Below are 18,422 nucleotides of genomic sequence, written 5' to 3'. Positions count from 1 at the left end.
TATTTGTTTCCGCTTTAAAAAGCAGAAGCAAACTATCCGTATCGTATAAGGAGGTGATCCAGCGCCAGGTTCCCCTAGCGCTACCTTGTTACGACTTCACCCCAGTCATGAACCACACCGTGGTAAACGCCCTCCCCGAAAGGTTAAGCTATCTACTTCTGGTGCAGCCCACTCCCATGGTGTGACGGGCGGTGTGTACAAGGCCCGGGAACGTATTCACCGTGGCATTCTGATCCACGATTACTAGCGATTCCGACTTCATGGAGTCGAGTTGCAGACTCCAATCCGGACTACGACGCACTTTTTGGGATTCGCTCACTTTCGCAAGTTGGCCGCCCTCTGTATGCGCCATTGTAGCACGTGTGTAGCCCTACTCGTAAGGGCCATGATGACTTGACGTCGTCCCCACCTTCCTCCGGTTTATCACCGGCAGTCTCCCTGGAGTTCCCACCATTACGTGCTGGCAAACAAGGATAAGGGTTGCGCTCGTTGCGGGACTTAACCCAACATTTCACAACACGAGCTGACGACAGCCATGCAGCACCTGTCTTACAGTTCCCGAAGGCACTCCCGCGTCTCCGCAGGATTCTGTAGATGTCAAGAGTAGGTAAGGTTCTTCGCGTTGCATCGAATTAAACCACATGCTCCACCGCTTGTGCGGGCCCCCGTCAATTCATTTGAGTTTTAATCTTGCGACCGTACTCCCCAGGCGGTCTACTTAACGCGTTAGCTCCGAAAGCCACGGCTCAAGGCCACAACCTCCAAGTAGACATCGTTTACGGCGTGGACTACCAGGGTATCTAATCCTGTTTGCTCCCCACGCTTTCGCATCTGAGTGTCAGTATCTGTCCAGGGGGCCGCCTTCGCCACCGGTATTCCTTCAGATCTCTACGCATTTCACCGCTACACCTGAAATTCTACCCCCCTCTACAGTACTCTAGTTTGCCAGTTTCAAATGCAATTCCCAGGTTGAGCCCGGGGCTTTCACATCTGACTTAACAAACCACCTGCATGCGCTTTACGCCCAGTAATTCCGATTAACGCTCGCACCCTCCGTATTACCGCGGCTGCTGGCACGGAGTTAGCCGGTGCTTCTTCTGTAGGTAACGTCAAATGACAGTGCTATTAACACTACCACCTTCCTCCCTACTGAAAGTGCTTTACAACCCGAAGGCCTTCTTCACACACGCGGCATGGCTGCATCAGGCTTGCGCCCATTGTGCAATATTCCCCACTGCTGCCTCCCGTAGGAGTCTGGACCGTGTCTCAGTTCCAGTGTGGCTGATCATCCTCTCAGACCAGCTAGGGATCGTCGCCTTGGTGAGCCCTTACCTCACCAACTAGCTAATCCCACCTGGGCATATCCTGACGCGAGAGGCCCGAAGGTCCCCCTCTTTGGCCCCTGTTCATTATAAACAAGGGCATCATGCGGTATTAGCCATCGTTTCCAATGGTTATCCCCCACATCAGGGCAATTTCCCAGGCATTACTCACCCGTCCGCCGCTCGCCACCCAAGGAACAAGTTCCTCTGTGCTGCCGCTCGACTTGCATGTGTTAGGCCTGCCGCCAGCGTTCAATCTGAGCCATGATCAAACTCTTCAATTAAAAGTTTTTTGAAGCTTGCGCTTCGGCTCAATGAATACTGATAAGTTTCTAGTCCCTAGAAGCTAGTTCCTAGAAAACTTGAATTGACTGTGCTCGATACCGAAGTATCAAATTGGTCACTCAGTTCATTGATAAATCTTTTGGATTATCATCAACGAGTGCCCACACAGATTGATAGGTTTATATTGTTAAAGAGCTTGCTTTTTGAGAAGCTTTTCTCTCGAAGCGGAGGTGCATTCTAGCGAGTTAACTTGAAGAGTCAAACACTTTTTCAAATTTCTTTTTTTAGAAGCTTTACCCTTTTACTGCACTGCTGAAGCCTTGTGGCGTCTGCCGTGTCAGTGGATGCGCATTATAGGCAGAGAAATTTTCTTGGCAACCCATTTTTTGCAAAAACCTTCAAAAATTGGTTTAGATGAACAAATCTCACCCAACTGCTCGTTTTGCATACGCAGTTGTTAATAATAAGTAGCTATCTGTAGATTAAAACTGGTTTAACCACGCCTCGTCTATCTCGCCAGTCTTGATCCTCACACCCTGTTTTCGCTCCCAATCTTCTATTTTCTCTAGCTCACGCATGACGCTGTCCAAAGTCAGCGTATTGTTGTCTAACTCAAAGATCTGTTTTTGGCTTTGATAATAGAATTTTAAAATCGTATATGCTTGCAGATCTTCTTGCTCTGCTGCCGACGTTATCTGTTTCAGCTTACGGAAAATGCGATTGTGCAATTGTTTCATTTGCCAAACGTAAACGACTTCTTTGAAGAAAAGATGTCCTTTCACTTGATTGAGTAACGATACCGAGGTCAAAAGTGCGAGAAGGACACCGATCAAGTTCCAGTGGAAATTGCCCGTCGACTCTTGTTCGACGACTGTCTGGTTACCAAACAATGCAATCAGTAAGCTACCGAATGCCAGTGACGAGAGTGCGAAAAGCACCACAAAGCCAACAATGACGATATTAGCTTTTCTGCGGTAGAGCGGTTTGTTGATAGATTCAATTTTCATGTTTCATTCTATTAAAGCAGTAAGACAAGGCCCCTATGCTGCTCGATCACACCCGCTAACTCAATCAAGGTTTTGTAATCAAATTCGCACTTTGTCCATTTCTTCTTTTATAGAGGCTTTTTGTTTGGGCTCGCGCCTCAGTCTGACTTGGGTATATACTCCGCCCATTCAATTTACTGCTCATTCGAGGTTTCCTTTATGCGCTCTTTTGTTTTACGCGCCCGTGCCGCCCCAACTAACAGTAAAGCCTTACTGGAAGGCGTTGGTCAGGAAGCGCACACTGAAATTTTGGCACATACTTTGATGAACACCATGTTTGTTGCTCAATCGCACCGTGAGGATGTGACGGTGTATTTAGTGCTAGAGAGTACCCAGGACTATTCTCGAACCATCACGATTCAGTCAAATGATGTCACTAATATCAACGGTTTTAATGAAGCCACTTTACTGAATGTGGTTGCTCGCTCATTAGACGCTTCTCAAGGAATGGCCAAAGAAGAGTGCCGCAATGTGGAACCAGGTGTGACGGTTCGAACCATCAGTTTTGAGCGCCTTATTCAAGAGCTTGCGGAAAACCACCAGCTTTATATGTTGGACAAAAAGGGCGAATTTGTTCGCGACATTGATTTTGCGCCAAATCCCTGCTTTTTGCTCACCGATCACATTCCGATGCCGAAGAAGACTTTCAACAGCTTAAAACGCTTAGGTACGCAAAAAATCAGTCTTGGCCCTAAGATGCTGTTTGCTTCCCAGTGTGTCACCTTGATCCAGAACGAGTTGGATCTACGCGAGTCATTGTGAGTGACTTGCAGCAGGCCTTTTTGCTGCTATGATGTCGCAGATATAGTCGGGGAGCCTTTAGTTAGGCTGAGATCGCAAAGCGAGACCCGTTGAACCTGATGCAGTTAATACTGACGTAGGGAACTATATGCGTGTTCACCCGTTTGTTGTGGTTAAGGACAAAAGTTTCCCCCAATCGCACGGCGGCAGCTTGTTGAATACGCAGTTCCTGTACGTCTTGTCATAGGAAGCAAGATGCTATTCTCACAAGACTCTCAATCTCACATCCCTATTGTTCTCACTATCGCTGGCTCAGACAGCGGAGGCGGCGCGGGCATTCAAGCTGATATTAAGACCATCTCCGCCACTGGCAGTTACGCCTGCTCTGTGATTACGGCTATTACCTCGCAAAATACTCAAGGGGTATTCGCCGTTCTGCCCATCCCACTTGAGCATATTGCATCCCAGTTGGATGCGGTGTTCAGCGATTTAAACGTCAGAGCGGTAAAAATTGGTATGTTGGCAGACGCCGACATTATCCGTCTTGTCGCCAGCAAAATTCGCCAATATCGTCCACCGTTTGTTGTGTTGGACCCCGTAATGGTCTCTACCAGTGGCGATCTGCTTCTTGCACCGGAAGCCATCAACACGCTCAAGGAAAGCTTAATCCCTCTGGCCAGTATCATTACACCGAACCTTCCCGAATATGCCGCTTTAACCCAACAGCCTCAACCCGAAAACGAAAACGGCTTAATGCAGACACTTGATGAGTTACGTATTCTACACGCTAAAGCCGTGTTGCTTAAGGGGGGCCATTTGGAGCAGGAAGAATACAGCAGCGATCTGCTGATTGAAGGCGATATGGCAGAACTAATCCGTTCGACGCGTCACCCGACACGCAACACACACGGTACGGGTTGTACCCTCTCTTCGGCTATTGCCTCTTATTTAGCGCAAGGCCACCGGATGCACAAAGCGGTTTTTCTCGCCAAACAGTACATCTCTCAGGCCATTAGTCATGCCGACGAGTTATCTGTCGGCCAAGGAAGAGGGCCAGTGAACCATTTCTTTGCGGGACATATGCACGTGCGCTGACACAAACTTTCGCCGAACGGTTAGCTGGTAACAGAGTGAGCACGCAAATTAACTTTGCCCTGATATTTCTGCTGCTTGCCTTGGCATACAATGCCGCTTTTTATTAACGGCGGAAACTGTTCGTGGACCGTGCACTCAATTTCAAACTGGCTGGGCTTATCACCCTTTTTTGCTACGCACTTTGCCTTGGCGTCATCACTTGGCTTTACTACCCTGCCTCTCTCTTTTCTCCGGTCGCCTCGTTTGAAGGACGCCTATTGACACTTTTAACTTACTCAGCGGGCATTCAGGGCTTTTTCATCACGCTGATCATTCTGTGCATTTGGGCGCTCTCAATTCGCACATTTAGGCGAGGCGTATTACAGAAATTTTTGCAGCTTGGCCTGTTACTCATCATAGGTTTTGCAAGTAAAAGCGGCTTAAAGCTGGCAACGGAGAGCCCTCGTCCTTATAGCGAGTTGCTGGCCGCTGAGCAGATCATTGACTCTCCTGCAGATTTTTATCGTCTGGATGAAGCGGAAAAAGTGCAGGCCATTTCAGCCGTATCACAGAATGTCAGCCCGTGGCGAAGCCAACATTGGCAAGGTGAGAAGGACTATTCTTTTCCTTCCGGACATACCCTCTTCGCGGCGATTTGCGTTGCTTTCTTTGGGGCAGCCTTTTTATCTGCAAAGCGATACGGCGCGTTAATATTGTTACTGGTATGGGCGAGCAGCGTTGCCTATAGCCGATTGTGGTTGGGGATGCATCGCCCATTAGACCTGTTCGGTTCTTGGGCTTTTGTGGCAATCGTGTTTACCCTACTGCCCAATCATTTACCTATTGTCAGCCAATGGAAACGCGGTTAGCGAAACAATAAGGTGCGAGGCAGATACCGTCACGCCTTCCATTGGTGAAGGCGTTCTATTTTCAATGTCATCTTAAACGGAAGGGGCAAATGAATGGCGTTCAAAATAAAGCTAAAAAGAAGGTCGTTTGGCAAAAGTAGGACAACCAAACGACCAAAAGCCATTTAAGCTAAGCTGGTTATACAACCAAAGCATAGAAAGTGTTGTCTGTGAGGACCAACTCACTTAGACGGCGCCATTATAACGTGAGTCAAAGGAAATGAAAGAAATAAAACGTACCATCCGTTATTTGTTGATGGATTTATGACTATTAATTCGCACTTTTTCTTTTCCAGCGGTACTAGGATATGAGCTTCTATTCAATCAACAAATTGAGCAGGAAATATTGACCACGGCATAGCCAATTGCCATGTAAACCACTCTTTCGACCTCTTCTGCGTCACCTTGAATTAAACGTGTAAGTCGGGTTCGGCCTTTTTCTGTACAAATGATCTCTCCAACGTTTTGGATAAGATTGCGAAACATTCTGTCTTCTCTCACCGCCTTCACCCAAGAGCGATAAAAATCCTCTGGAGAAGAGAACTCCAGCGACTGAATCACCAGCTCAACGGCCTTTGGTTTCAGCTCTTCCAAGAGATCTTCTTTTCTTTTGAAGTGGCCATTCACCCCGGAACGACTGATACCCGTTTTCTCTGCGATATGGGTAAACGTCAGGTTTTCATAACCTTCCAGCAGGAGGATTTTAAATGAAGTATCGATAATGTTTTGTCGTGTTTGCTGTGCCACCGCACGACTCACTCTTGGCATAACGCCCTCCTACTACTCGGCTGTCTCGCCCAACTAAATATACAAACAACGGCTTACGAAAAATCCGCTATTATTTTTATCAACAATACGTATGACGCACAATAAACATGCGAAATGTATCATTATACGAGCCTAACTTTTGGATAAAATATCATAATTTGAACATTTAGAGAGAGTGAATTTAAAGGATTCTATCCTTTATTTTGGCAAGAGTATAAGCAAAATTGCACAAGAGAACGAACAGCCTCCTCCTGTGCAAAATCCATTTATCCTGAGGCAAACTACAAATCGCGCATCAGGATTTCATATTCCTCTTCCGCCTCTTGGATTAGGCTACGTAACTCCTGGGCATCTTGGCTATTGAGCAAGAGTTGCCAAGGTGACGCTTGATGACAGTAGACAACACTGACACCCTGTGGATTTACCTTGAAAGAGAGATTGTCGAAACTGCTGCTGTGGTGTTGGTACAACTCCAAAACTTCGATTTCGACTGTTCCTGTGGGGTTTACTTCAACACAGGCATGTAAGCTGGGCTTTCCTGAAACGGTGTAATGACGTTGAACGGTAAGCATGATCTCCTCCTGAACCTGCCCATTAACAGACCAAGTTCAGTTTAGGACAGAAGAATCGGACTCGAAATTAAACTGATGTGAAGATTGATCTCTGTTAAAGGATGACGCAATGGTCGCGCGCGCAGCAGCAAGTCAGCATGTTTTGTGCAAGCAGGCTGACAACGTTATGTACCGACATGCCTGCTATGTTGATTGGGAGATTGGTATTTCTGGCAGAGGAATTTAGCTTAAAACTTGTTGTGTGATCACTTGAAATACACCCGCTTCGCGATTACTCGGCGCACGAAATCGCGCAATCTGTTTGATCTGTTCATGGGCGTTTTCCATCGCGTAAGAATAGAAACTTTCGTTGAGCATCTCCGTGTCATTGAGATAGTCGCCAAAACTCATCGTTTGCTCGAAGCTAAAACCGAGCGTTTGCTGCAAATGTTTAATGGCCGCGCCTTTTGATGCCTGAGCATTCATCACATCAAGCCAAATTTTAGCGCTGACGACCACTTGATGAGTCTCACCGAACAAGGCTTTCATCCTTGGGTTGACTAAGGCTTCTGCGCCACCAAAATGGCAGATCGCCACCTTAATGAAGTCATCTTCCACCGCCAAGAGATCCGTCACGTAGGCGCAGCGGTGGTAATATTTGGCAAACTCCGCCAACGCTTGTGCATCTTGCGTTTCGATGTACGCGGATTGCTTACCGCACAACACGATATGCGCACCTTCTATCGAGCGAGCGGCGGTGACGATAGCGTCAATCTGCTCCTTGGCGATGGTGCAACTATAGAGTTCTTCCCCTTTGTGCATCACCAAAGTGCCGTTCTCCGCAATAAAGAGCATACGTTCTTTGACGGGTTCAAAGGTTTTGATCAAGCTGTAGTATTGACGCCCAGACGCTGCAGCAAACAGAATGCCTCTGGCTTGCAACTGTTCAAACATCGGGAAAAACGCCGGGTTAAGTTGGCTGTTTTCGTCCAGCAACGTACCGTCCATATCGGCAGCAATAAATTTAAGATCGGATAACGACATACAGAAATTACCTAAAAATAACAAAGCAAAGTGGGCCCAATCTGAGCAGAAAAAGTCTCGCTTGTACAGCGATAAGGGTTGACGATCGGCACTTTGCTTAACGTGCCGACAGCATTACTTAAAAAGTGGCAGTAGCGCTTTGAACGCGGGATGTTTGGCGTCCTCCATCAATTCAAACAGGCACATTTCCAGCCCCGTCAAGCCAACACCGCTGGCGCAGAGCTTTTTCAGTGCCAGTTCTTTGTTGGCCGCATCACGCGAGGAGACACAATCACTGACCACCTGAGGCTCAAAACCCATGCGTTTCAGATCCATGGCCGTTTGGTAGACACAGATGTGCGCTTCAATGCCGCAGAGAAGCCATTGTTCCACCTGACATGCGCGGATAGCTTCTGTAACAGACTCGGTGCGGCACCCAGAAAAGGTGTGTTTGTGAAACGGGACAAATCCCGTCAGTGCATGCGCGATCGGCTCGACTGTCTGACCTAAATTATCGGGGATCTGTTCAAGCCAGATGATGGGCAGATCCAGCGCTTTCGCGCCTTCAATCAGCTTGACGATATTGGCGATCATCTGCTCACTGCCATCCACCATCTGCGCCAGTTTTCCTTGGACATCAACAACGATGAGTCCGGTGTTGTTACTCTCTAACATCTGCTTTTCCTTTTGGGCTGGATGATCAACCTCTTTAATATAGTCTTATTCTGCTGCCCAAACATTACGAATGTCTGGCCACCCCCAATTGGTTAGCTCGACGTCTTGCAGTACGCCATGAAAACGCAATGTCTGCAAGTGGTGGAACAGCGGCGAGATCCAATACTCATTGATCAATGCCGAAGCAATCGGTTCAAGCTTGTCGAGATAATCAACTAGGGGCACTTCAGCGCGAAGGGCGATAAGTTGTTGATCCAGCCATTCACTTGCCGTCTCACCAATACAGGCATGCAAGATGGGATTGCTGAAGAGATTACAAAAGGCGGAAGCATGGCGGTTATCGTCTAGGCTGATGTTGGTCAAAATCAGCGCTTCGCTGAGCTCACCTTCTCTGGCTTTTTGATCCAGTCCGCGATAGGAGTATGTTTGGATCGTCACTCGGCATCCTTGTTCGGCAAATAGACTCTGTATGGCGCGCGCGCAATGCGACAAAACTTTGTAGTTGTAAATCGCAAGGTCGATGTGCTTTGGTAGCTTCACTTTTTCCGCTTTTGGCCGCACGACAGCTTGCCACTGCGGCAGCAGATTGTGCGCCGTCACTGAACCAAACGAGCCGTTCATTTTCGCAATCTCGCTTTGCACCCGCTGCGGTGTCAATAGAGCACTGAGGTAACGACGCTGCGCTGGACTAAAAGCGTTGCGCCCAGTTTGGTTATACATCAAAAGCAAACAACCATCCTCTACTCGGCTCTGCTGCTGCGGGTGAGATTCCTGTGCAGATTTTCGAGAGTTGACATAATGGTCACAAGGCTCATGGCTCGCCTCAGGCTGGTTGGTCTCGATCTGTTTGCGCGCCGCTGTCTGCTCATCAATCAGCCAGATAGTGACTTGATCGGTAATCGCACGACAAGCAAAGTAGTTTTCAAACGCACGCAACTTAAACTGCGCCTCACAGTGTTCCACCAGTTCAAACGGGCCGCTACCAATCACCAACGGACTTTGCGTTGCATTAACTTGGCTAACCGGCTGAATAGCGTAACGAACGCCAGCAATCAGGCCTGCAAATCCGCGATCCGACTGTTTTAAGGTGAACACCACTTTGAGTGGCGACTCGTCGACGATGTTATCGAGATGAGCCAACTCTTTGCGATACAAATCCAAGCTCGAGAGTTTGGCAAACAAACTGACAATCGTGCTGGCGTCAATCGCCGCGCCGTTGTGAAACGTCAGCCCCGGTCTGAGATAAAACGTCCACTTGCGATCATCGTCTTCAGTGCGCCAATGATGGGCTAACTCCGGGTGCAACTGGCCATCTTTATCGCAAGAGAGCAAGCAACAGTAGAGCTGACGGATCAAAAAACGTTCACTACTGCGCTGCAAGTGGTGCGGCAGAATTTGTTCAAATGGCCGCTTGTAGGTGAGTTGGATGTGCAAACGCCCAGCGCGCAGCGATGCGCCCGAGGTGTTTTTCAGCAGGCGACCGAAAGCATTTTGATCTTGGTCCAAAATGGCCAGCGCTTTTTCATATTTTCCCGCCCGGATGCGCGTTGTGGCCAGTTGCTCTTTCAATGAGGCCAGCTCAATATTCAACATCAATTGCGATCGCTGGTTGCGCCCAGACTTGGGTTGCCACTGTAGCCAACCCGCCTGCTGCATTTGTGTTAACAAGCTGCGTGCGTGTCTCGGCGTGGTAAAGAGTAGATCGGCCACCTCCTGTAGCGTGGTTTTGACCGCGACGCCCACTCCCAAAGGCTGCAAACGCACGTAGTAACGAAGAAGATTGAGTTCTGACAAAAGTGAGCCTCGCTAAATGAGAAGCCACTAGTATCGCGCAAACCGGGAGAGAAAAAATCAGAAAAAAATCACTTTGATTGTTCCTCGTTTTGCCACTTTCACTCCTAATCTCAGCGCTTTTTGCCCTTCATTCTGTTTATCCGGAACAAAACGGAAAAACTTACTCAGTTTTTCTATTCCCGATTTTGTCGGAGTATAGCTAGGCAGCAAGTCCACTACCTTTTCCCGCACCACAAGGAGCCTACTATGAACAGTAACTCAAATCACAACACCAAACGTGTCATGCTTAGCTACTATGCCAATCGACTTAGGATTACTCGCAACCCACTAGAGCGTCAGGCTCTACTCATTTTACTCGATTGGCTGTGATCCTGAGCCAAAGCGGCACTTTCCATTTGTGCTCCTAACGAACCAGCGTTGCTGGTCCCCCACCAATAACTGGGTAAGTGCCGCTTTGACTAAGCATCCCGGGCGGCGGACAAAGTTCCGCCAAACGGTTTTATTCACCTTCCAATCGCTTGGCGAAGCGAGTAACATGCCCGAGCAATTAAGCAAACGTTAAACTTTTTATTCTCAGGGCGGGGCGAAATTCCCCACCGGCGGTATACCTTTTAGGTGAGCCCGCGAGCGCTCGATTCGTCGAGGTCAGCAGATCTGGTGAGAGGCCAGAGCCGACGGTTAGAGTCCGGATGAGAGAGAATGAAACCACACCAGAACACTCACGTTCTGGTGCATTTCGTTTTGGATTGAGCTTAGCTCGTTCCCCCCTCATACAGCCCTGATTCTGGTGATTATTAGGAGTTAACCATGAATCAGTCATCACTACTTGCCGAATTTGGCGATGCTATCACGCGTGTTGAAACGGCGCTCTTTGCGTTACAACAAGGCCGTGGCGTGCTGCTTTTAGACGATGAAGATCGCGAAAATGAAGGCGACATTATCTATTCCGTCGATCATCTGACCACAGAACAGATGGCGCTGATGATCCGTGAATGCAGTGGCATCGTCTGTCTATGTTTGACCGACGAGCAAGCCAATAAGCTGGAACTGCCACCTATGGTGGTCAACAACAACAGCGCCAATCAAACTGCGTTTACCGTCTCGATTGAAGCCAAACACGGCGTCACAACCGGCGTTTCCGCACAAGATCGTGTCACGACGATTAAAACCGCGGCCAATCCACAGGCAAAGGCTGACGATTTAGCTCGTCCTGGGCACGTTTTTCCTCTGCGTGCTCGCCCTGGCGGCGTGCTTGCGCGTCGCGGACACACGGAAGGTACGGTGGATCTGATGCAAATGGCGGGGTTATCTCCTGCTGGTGTGCTGTGCGAGTTAACCAACCCCGATGGCAGTATGGCGAAAACGCCAGAGATCATCGCCTTTGGCAAACTGCACGATATGCCGATACTGACGATTGAAGATATGGTTAGCTACCGTAAGCAGTACGATCTTAAACTGGCGTAAGCCGCTTGAAATGTCACAGAGGAAAAGCCCGACATCAGCACCATGGTGCTGCCAGTGACTTGCAAAGCCTATGAAACAGTAGTAATACTTATACCCAGGTTATTTTTGAAGCACCTTTTTTGGTGTGCGGTTGTTGTGAGATAAAAGGATATTGCTATGTTAAAGAAACGCTTTTTCAAGACAAAAGATGAAGTCGAGGTGACTTTTGAAGTCGAACAGGAACACTGGGAAAGCGCGCAGGTGGCCGGGGATTTCAATAATTGGCAACCTGAACCAATGACGTTGGTGAAGAAAAGCGGCCAATTTAAGTTCAAAACTCGTTTGCCCAAGGAACAAAAAATCGAGTTCCGCTATCTGTTTAACGAAGACAAATGGGAAAACGATCCTCAAGCCGATGGTTATGTCGCCAACGGTTTTGGTAGTGATAACAGCTTAGTTTTAACCAGCGAGTAAACAGCACACACGTAAAGGCGCACATCGCGCCTTTTTTATTGCCCGCCATTTCTGCTCTCTTCGCCGTGTCTTTAGCACGCACTCGGCACTTGCCATCGTTGTGCATCTTCTCCCCAGCGTTGAGCGATAAAATCGATAAACTGTCTGACGACTGGCGTCTGATAGCTGCGAGAAAGGTAGACCGCCCACAGCGATGAGCCAGGCACGTGATAATCTCGCAGCACCACCTGTAGCTTCCCCTGTTGCAGTAGCGGATTGGCCAGATCGCAGGGCAAGCGAACAATCCCATGCCCTGCCTTCGCCGCACCAAGCAAAGTGCCCATATCGTTGGCGCGAATGCTGCCTTTCACTTCCACTTCCGTCACTTGGTTATCCGCAACAAAACGCCACAGCACCGAACTCAGATGCACCAAACAGTTGTGCTGGCGCAGATCTTGAGGCTGTTCTATTGGCGAGTGGCGTTGTAAATATTCCTCCGAGGCGCAAATCACTGTCTCGATCGCCATCAGTTTTCTCGCAATTAAACTCTCGTCAGGCTGGTTGGTATAGCGCAGCGCCACATCAACTCGTTCATCCACCAACTGGGAAAACTTATCCGAGGCGAGAATGTCCACCGTCACTTGCGGATGAAGCTGGGTGAACGCACACACTGCATCAATCAATAAATGCTGGGAAAAACCGATCGGCGCTGACACGCGGATCAAACCGCCTAGCGCCTGAGATCGACTCAACGCTTCCACTTGCAACGCCGCAGCCTCATCGAGAATGCGTTGGCAGCGCACATAAGCCTGTTCGCCGGCGTCGGTCAGGCTGACTTTTCTGGTTGTGCGGTGCAAAAGACGCTGCTGCAACCACGCTTCCATCTCTTGAATATGCCGCGACACCTGTAATCGGCTGAGATTGAGCGCTTCCGCCGCTTGGGTAAAACTGCGGCAATTCGCCACCTCAATAAAGCTCTTTATCGCTTCCAACTTATCCATACATCACCCATTAGATCGAAATGGAGATACAATCTATATCAATCGCTAGCATTTATCATCAAATCATTAGCCAGTAGACTGCAATGGTTGTCGAGAAAAACGTGATAAATCACAGGAGATTGAAATGAAAGTAGCGGTATTAGGTGCATCTGGCTGGATTGGTAGCCAAATCGTAGAAGAAGCAGTAACTCGTGGTCATCAAGTCATCGCACTGGTGCGCAATCCAAGCGCCATCGAACGCCAAGACGTTGAAGTGCGCCAGTTGGATGTGCTCACAGAGCAAGATTTCGCGCAAGCACTACAAGGGGTAGACACCGTTATCGCCTCCATTGGCGGTCGCGCGGCAGGCAACCACGATATGGTTGAACGCTCGGCAGCAAAACTGCTGGAACAACTGCCAAACGCAGGTGTAAAGCGCCTACTGTGGGTCGGCGGCGCAGGGTCACTGGAAGTTGCCCCTGGCGTTCAACTGGTCACTGTACCCGATTTTCCAGCGGAGTATAAAGATGAAGCATTAGCCCAGTCGCAAGCATTGCAAGTGTTTCGCAACAGTGACTCACCGCTCAATTGGACTTTTGTTAGCCCAGCGGCTGAAATCTTCCCGGGCGAAAAAGTGGGCCAGTTCCGAGTCGGCGGCGACCAATTGCTGACCGATGCACAAGGCCACAGCAAGATTTCTGTTGCGGACTTCGCCAGCGCCATGCTGGATGAGCTGGAGACAGCGAAACACGCTAAGCAACGTATTTCTGTTGCCTATTAAGCGCGAACCTCAGCACAAACGCTTCGCTTATCACATTGATAAAACTGACCAAAGCCATGCCGTTGCATGGCTTTTTGCTATAATTTTCACAGATTCAACCAAACTTTTTCATTATTGATACACAGCTCAGGACTGACCACTAAATAAACCGAACTATTTGAAACAACGCGGTGAAAGGTGTAATTTCACATCGCCCTGAGAGGCGAAGACCACAAATCATAACAAATACAAAGCATAGAAATAGACCATGGCAGAAAACCCTAAGTTGATCATTGTTGAAGACGACATCAAGTTACAACAAATGTTGGGTGACTATTTTCAGTCACAAGGATTTACCGTGATCACGACCGATAATGGCTTGGATGCCCCATCGCTGATTTTGCAAGAAAAACCGTGCATCGTTTTGCTCGATCTTATGCTGCCAGGCCAAGACGGTTTAAGCGTCTGCCGACAAATTCGTGATAGCTACTTTGGCAAAATTCTCATGCTTACCGCCAGTGATGACGATTTTGACCACGTCGCGGCACTGGAAATGGGCGCCGATGATTATGTCAATAAACCGATTAAACCGCGCGTATTATTAGCCCGGATCAGAATGCTGCTCCGCCGCCCAGATGTTACGGTCCATGAAGAGAGCAACCACTGCCAATTTGGCGTACTCAAACTCAACCGAATTCGCAAAGAGTGTCAGATTGCCGAGCGTGTCGTCAGCCTGACCGACGGTGAGTTTGACTTACTTTGGCTATTAGCCAGGTCCGCAGAGCAAGTGCTCTCCCGAGAATGGCTGACCAAAAACTTACGCGGTATCGAATACGACGGCGTCGATAGAACCATAGACAATCGCATTGTCACACTGCGTAAGAAGCTCGACGACACCACTCCAGCGAGAAAGATCCTCACCGTACGAAGTAAAGGCTATATGTTTATGCCGGATGTGTGGGAGTAACGATTCAACATGAAACGCCTCTACCTCGAAGCATTCTGTGGCTTAGTTATTCTGTTTTTTGCCACGCTGTGGGGCTATGAAACCGTGGTTTATCATTGGAATACGGACTACGACCAGATCCTCGAACAGTATCAGGCAGAGGCGTTTCATCAGTTGCTCGAACCCGCCTTTGAGGAAAAAGGCGATTTGTACGTAACGCAACAGATCCGTCAATACGCGGCATCAACACGCACTGTGCTGACTCTGTTTGATCCTATGGCACTGCCCGCTGAAGTGGACAACGCCTTTGCCGATAGCGCCTTGCAAGTCTACTTTGATCACGATCGCAACCTATGGTTGCGTTTTGACGATACCTCCATGGTCTATCATCTGACCGAGGATATTCACTCTCCACTTAGACAAGCCATTGATTTTGCAGACAACCTCATTTGGGTTTTCTTTATGCTGGGGTTTGCGCTCTACTGCGTGTTACTGATCTGGTTTTTGAGCCGCCGCGTGCGCGAATTGGAACGAGTCACCTTAGCTTTTGCCTCCGGCGACCTTTCAGTACGCGCCAAAACCACCAGCCGTTATTCGGTCGGAAGCCTCAACAAAAGCTTTAACATCATGGCCGATAAAATTGCCAATTTGATCACCAGCAATCGCATGCTGACCAACGCGGTGGCTCATGAACTGCGCACCCCCATCTTCCGTTTGCAATGGCAAGCCGATCTCTTAGCGGACTCTGAACTGAGTCAAACCCAGCGCAAATCCGTATCGAGCATGGTGGAAGATATTGATGAAATGGAACACATGGTAGAGGAAATGCTCTACTACGCCAAAATGGAGCGCCCTCAGGCCAATATTCAAACTCAATCCATTATTCTTTCATCTTGGTTTACCACTTTGCAGCAAAGATGGCAGAGCGAAACGTCTCATTCGGTAGGCATCGAGTTGCAAACACCCCTTTCATCGGTACACATCGATCCCCACCTTGTCAAACGAGCACTGGATAACTTGGTTCGTAACGCCATGCGCTACGCCAAATCACGCATCGTCTTGACCATCTTCACAGACGAAGATCAGCTGACGGTCGAAGTTCACGATGATGGCCCCGGCATCAGCGAAAAAGACTGGCCCTACTTATTTGATGCCTTTTACAGCGTGGACAAATCACGCAACAAGTCGACCAGCGGTTATGGCCTTGGGTTAGCGATTGTCAAACAGATCACCACTGTTCATCAAGGCAGTGTTGATGTCGCTCACAGCCTTTATGGTGGTGCTTGTTTTATCGTGCGCGTACGTCACAACGCGGTCACGCAAAATAAATTGCACTAATTATAACCATATCGCTTACGTCTTACATTTCATTACAGAGTCTGACGGACTCAGAATATAAAACACTGTACATTTGCATCCCTTATTGATGACAATGTTAGCAGCTATCTCGCTATCACATCATTAATGTCGGACTGTCCGGCCCTGTTTTCCTACTTGGCAATATATAATGCGGCGTCTTGTGACGCCGTGTGTTATTGCTCCCCGCTCCCCCACGAGCGCGCCGATTGCTAAGCCAATCTTAAGAAAGCAGCGCCATGCTAATCACACACTACAAAGCAGGAATATTGTTTTGAAACCAGGAAAAACTGGCATTCGCCGTATCGTTGATGCAAGCGGTTACTCCATTCAAGGGCTTAAAGCCGCTTGGTTGCACGAAGCCGCATTTAGACAAGAGATGATTTTGACCACGCTCCTTTCCATCGTGGCCTTTCTCTTACCAGTGACTCATGTCGAACGCATTTTGCTTATTTCCAGTCTCCTGCTGGTGGTGATTGTTGAACTGCTGAACTCTGCTGTAGAGGCAGTGGTTGACCGTATTGGTAGCGAGCATCATGAACTAAGTGGACGAGCCAAAGACATCGGCTCGGCGGCGGTTTTTGTTGCGCTGGCTCTGACACTGTTTGTTTGGTCTTCGGTATTACTGGCATGATGTTGAACAGAATTAAAACCGCCACAAAAGGCGAATTCTCCTATCTCTCCTTCACTTTTTTGATGGCGCTCTATTTTACACTGGTGGTTAACCTACCGGTTTATAAAGAGTTGTTATCTATTTTCACTAAGCTGGACACGGTTAAAATTGGCTTTGCCATTTCCATTCCATTGTTCTTTCTGGCGGCGCTCAATCTGATCTTCAACCTATTGAGTTGGCCTTGGCTGAGTAAGCCGCTTTTTGTCCTGTTGCTGATTGTATCGAGCATGGTGAGCTACGCAGGGTACAACTACGGCACCTTGTTTGATTACAGCATGATTGCCAATATCTTCGAGACCGACAGCAGCGAAGCGGGTTCTTACCTCAGTCGTTACTCGCTTCTCTGGAGCCTATTCATGGGCATTTTGCCAGCCCTGTGGGTGTGTCGCATAAAGCTATCGCTTGATGGCTCCTTGCCGAAAATGGTGCTGCACAAATTGATCGGCATTCTGGCCTCTTTGGCGGTGATTGCCGTTATCGCTGGACTCTACTATCAGGATTACGCCTCGGTCGGTCGCAATAACAGCTACCTGAAAAAAATGATCATCCCGACGCAGTATGTTTACAGTGCAACTAAGTATGTGCGGGATACCTATTTCACCACGCCACAGCCTTATAAAGAGCAGGGCTTAGATGCGAAACAGTCTGATCAAGCGCTTGCCCAAGCACAAACCAAGCCCACGTTGCTGGTGTTTGTGATGGGCGAGACGGCTCGCTCGCAAAACTACCAATTAAATGGTTATGAGCGTGCAACCAATCCTTATACCAGCCAGTTTGATGTCATCTCATTCCAAGATGTCAGTTCTTGCGGTACGGCAACAGCCGTCTCTGTTCCTTGTCTATTCTCCAACCTAACTCGTGCAAATTTCGAACGTTCCGTGGCAGATAATCAAGACAATGTGCTGGATATTTTAAATCGTGCTGGTGTTTCTCTATTGTGGAAAGAAAACGATGGCGGTGACAAAGGCGTTGCACGAAACATTCCTTCCATGACGGTTGATCGTTCGCGCAAAGATGCCATGTGTAATGGCAGTACCTGCTTTGATATGGCGTTGCTGGAAAACTTTGATCAAGAAGTCGCCAGCATGCAAGGCAACCGTATGATTGCGCTGCACCTTATCGGTAGCCATGGCCCGACCTACTTCCAACGTTACCCCAAAGAACACGCAGTGTTCATGCCCGACTGCCCTCGCGCTGATATCGAAAACTGCAGCGTAGAGCAGATCACTAACAGCTACGACAACACAATTCGCTACTCCGACTATGTGATTGCTCAGACGATTGAGAAATTGCAAAGCCTCGAAGAGCAATTTAATACCGCGCTGATTTATGTTTCGGATCACGGCGAATCGCTTGGGGAAAATGGGCTCTTCCTACACGGCATGCCGTACAGCTTAGCGCCAGAGTACCAAACTAAAGTGCCATTGATGCTCTGGATGTCTTCAGGTTTTAAAAAAACCAAAAATGTGAACGAAAGCTGCCTAAAAGCCGCGGCTCAACAAACAGATACCTATTCACATGACTATATTTTCCATTCATTGACTGGGATAATGGACGTCCAAACTGAAGAGTATAACTCTCGGCTTGATCTCTTCTCTGCGTGCCGTTCATAAGGAAATCATCC

19 protein-coding genes, 1 rRNA gene and 2 riboswitches are annotated in these 18,422 nt (G+C 48.5%); of the genes, 11 read left to right on the top strand and 9 right to left on the bottom strand.

The genetic code is table 11. The annotated features are described in order from the left end of the window. Positions 1-46 precede the first annotated feature (46 nt). Positions 47-1,606, bottom strand: a 16S ribosomal RNA gene (locus I3X05_RS21440). Between the two features lie 483 nt (positions 1,607-2,089). Further along, entirely contained in the window at positions 2,090-2,614 is a 525-nt protein-coding gene (locus I3X05_RS21435; protein WP_045570149.1) for a DUF3087 family protein, read from the bottom strand. A gap of 198 nt (positions 2,615-2,812) precedes the next feature. Between I3X05_RS21435 and trmY the strand changes: the two genes are divergently transcribed. From trmY to I3X05_RS21420, 3 genes are all read left to right on the top strand, one after another. Continuing rightward, positions 2,813-3,415 carry a tRNA (pseudouridine(54)-N(1))-methyltransferase TrmY gene (gene trmY / locus I3X05_RS21430; RefSeq protein ID WP_045570148.1) on the top strand — a complete coding sequence of 201 codons (603 nt, stop codon included), beginning with the start codon at positions 2,813-2,815 and terminating at the stop codon, positions 3,413-3,415. Positions 3,416-3,452: 37 nt separating this feature from the next. Next, positions 3,453-3,554: riboswitch (TPP riboswitch) on the top strand. Between the two features lie 95 nt (positions 3,555-3,649). Then, a complete protein-coding gene (gene thiD, locus I3X05_RS21425; RefSeq protein WP_045570147.1) occupies positions 3,650-4,489 on the top strand; it encodes a bifunctional hydroxymethylpyrimidine kinase/phosphomethylpyrimidine kinase in 840 nt (279 codons plus the stop codon). A gap of 122 nt (positions 4,490-4,611) precedes the next feature. Continuing rightward, a complete protein-coding gene (locus tag I3X05_RS21420) occupies positions 4,612-5,337 on the top strand; it encodes a phosphatase PAP2 family protein (RefSeq protein ID WP_045570146.1) in 726 nt (241 codons plus the stop codon). 363 nt (positions 5,338-5,700) lie between these two features. Here I3X05_RS21420 and I3X05_RS21415 read toward each other — a convergent pair whose 3' ends face one another. From I3X05_RS21415 to I3X05_RS21390, 6 genes are all read right to left on the bottom strand, one after another. After that, positions 5,701-6,144 (bottom strand): TetR/AcrR family transcriptional regulator, encoded by a 444-nt coding sequence (locus tag I3X05_RS21415; RefSeq protein ID WP_039427081.1) that lies wholly within the window; start codon positions 6,142-6,144, stop codon positions 5,701-5,703. A gap of 281 nt (positions 6,145-6,425) precedes the next feature. Then, entirely contained in the window at positions 6,426-6,716 is a 291-nt protein-coding gene (locus tag I3X05_RS21410) for a hypothetical protein (protein WP_045570145.1), read from the bottom strand. A gap of 222 nt (positions 6,717-6,938) precedes the next feature. After that, positions 6,939-7,739 carry a Cof-type HAD-IIB family hydrolase gene (locus I3X05_RS21405; RefSeq protein ID WP_045570144.1) on the bottom strand — a complete coding sequence of 267 codons (801 nt, stop codon included), beginning with the start codon at positions 7,737-7,739 and terminating at the stop codon, positions 6,939-6,941. 114 nt (positions 7,740-7,853) lie between these two features. Further along, entirely contained in the window at positions 7,854-8,393 is a 540-nt protein-coding gene (locus I3X05_RS21400; RefSeq protein WP_045570143.1) for an isochorismatase family protein, read from the bottom strand. A gap of 45 nt (positions 8,394-8,438) precedes the next feature. Beyond that, positions 8,439-10,187: an SgrR family transcriptional regulator gene (locus tag I3X05_RS21395; RefSeq protein ID WP_045570142.1), complete on the bottom strand. Its 1,749-nt coding sequence runs from the start codon at positions 10,185-10,187 to the stop codon at positions 8,439-8,441. Between the two features lie 57 nt (positions 10,188-10,244). Further along, positions 10,245-10,403 carry a hypothetical protein gene (locus I3X05_RS21390; protein WP_171816718.1) on the bottom strand — a complete coding sequence of 53 codons (159 nt, stop codon included), beginning with the start codon at positions 10,401-10,403 and terminating at the stop codon, positions 10,245-10,247. 30 nt (positions 10,404-10,433) lie between these two features. Between I3X05_RS21390 and I3X05_RS21385 the strand changes: the two genes are divergently transcribed. The 3 genes from I3X05_RS21385 to I3X05_RS21375 all read left to right on the top strand — a co-directional run bounded on the left by I3X05_RS21385 (position 10,434) and on the right by I3X05_RS21375 (position 12,104). Beyond that, positions 10,434-10,556: a hypothetical protein gene (locus I3X05_RS21385; RefSeq protein ID WP_264299430.1), complete on the top strand. Its 123-nt coding sequence runs from the start codon at positions 10,434-10,436 to the stop codon at positions 10,554-10,556. A gap of 196 nt (positions 10,557-10,752) precedes the next feature. Then, a riboswitch (FMN riboswitch) is annotated at positions 10,753-10,892 on the top strand. A gap of 102 nt (positions 10,893-10,994) precedes the next feature. Beyond that, positions 10,995-11,651 (top strand): 3,4-dihydroxy-2-butanone-4-phosphate synthase, encoded by a 657-nt coding sequence (ribB, locus tag I3X05_RS21380; protein WP_045570141.1) that lies wholly within the window; start codon positions 10,995-10,997, stop codon positions 11,649-11,651. A 156-nt stretch (positions 11,652-11,807) separates the two neighbouring features. Next, a complete protein-coding gene (locus tag I3X05_RS21375) occupies positions 11,808-12,104 on the top strand; it encodes an isoamylase early set domain-containing protein (RefSeq protein WP_039432709.1) in 297 nt (98 codons plus the stop codon). Positions 12,105-12,175: 71 nt separating this feature from the next. On the opposite strand, the gene I3X05_RS21370 is transcribed toward I3X05_RS21375, so the two are convergent. Next, positions 12,176-13,084 carry a LysR family transcriptional regulator gene (locus I3X05_RS21370; protein WP_045570140.1) on the bottom strand — a complete coding sequence of 303 codons (909 nt, stop codon included), beginning with the start codon at positions 13,082-13,084 and terminating at the stop codon, positions 12,176-12,178. A 124-nt stretch (positions 13,085-13,208) separates the two neighbouring features. Here I3X05_RS21370 and I3X05_RS21365 point away from each other — a divergent pair, with 124 nt between their 5' ends. From I3X05_RS21365 to I3X05_RS21345, 5 genes are all read left to right on the top strand, one after another. Continuing rightward, complete coding sequence (locus tag I3X05_RS21365) at positions 13,209-13,844, top strand: NAD(P)-dependent oxidoreductase (protein WP_045570139.1); 636 nt, start codon at positions 13,209-13,211, stop codon at positions 13,842-13,844. Positions 13,845-14,091: 247 nt separating this feature from the next. Continuing rightward, entirely contained in the window at positions 14,092-14,790 is a 699-nt protein-coding gene (locus I3X05_RS21360; protein WP_045570138.1) for a response regulator, read from the top strand. Positions 14,791-14,799: 9 nt separating this feature from the next. After that, the gene (locus I3X05_RS21355) at positions 14,800-16,107 is read left to right on the top strand and encodes an ATP-binding protein (RefSeq protein WP_045570137.1); all 1,308 of its coding nucleotides are present in this window, start codon (positions 14,800-14,802) and stop codon (positions 16,105-16,107) included. A gap of 292 nt (positions 16,108-16,399) precedes the next feature. Then, positions 16,400-16,759, top strand: a complete 360-nt coding sequence (locus I3X05_RS21350) for a diacylglycerol kinase (RefSeq protein WP_045570136.1) — start codon at positions 16,400-16,402, stop codon at positions 16,757-16,759. After that, a complete protein-coding gene (locus I3X05_RS21345) occupies positions 16,756-18,411 on the top strand; it encodes a phosphoethanolamine transferase (RefSeq protein ID WP_139046307.1) in 1,656 nt (551 codons plus the stop codon). The genes I3X05_RS21350 and I3X05_RS21345 overlap by 4 nt, the downstream gene beginning before the upstream one ends. The last annotated feature ends 11 nt before the right edge of the window (positions 18,412-18,422 follow it).

Origin of the sequence: Vibrio navarrensis (assembly GCF_015767675.1) — a bacterium.
Taxonomy (GTDB): Bacteria; Pseudomonadota; Gammaproteobacteria; order Enterobacterales; family Vibrionaceae; genus Vibrio.
Note: the sequence above shows the minus strand (reverse complement) of the source record. Positions and strands in the feature narration are given on the sequence as shown.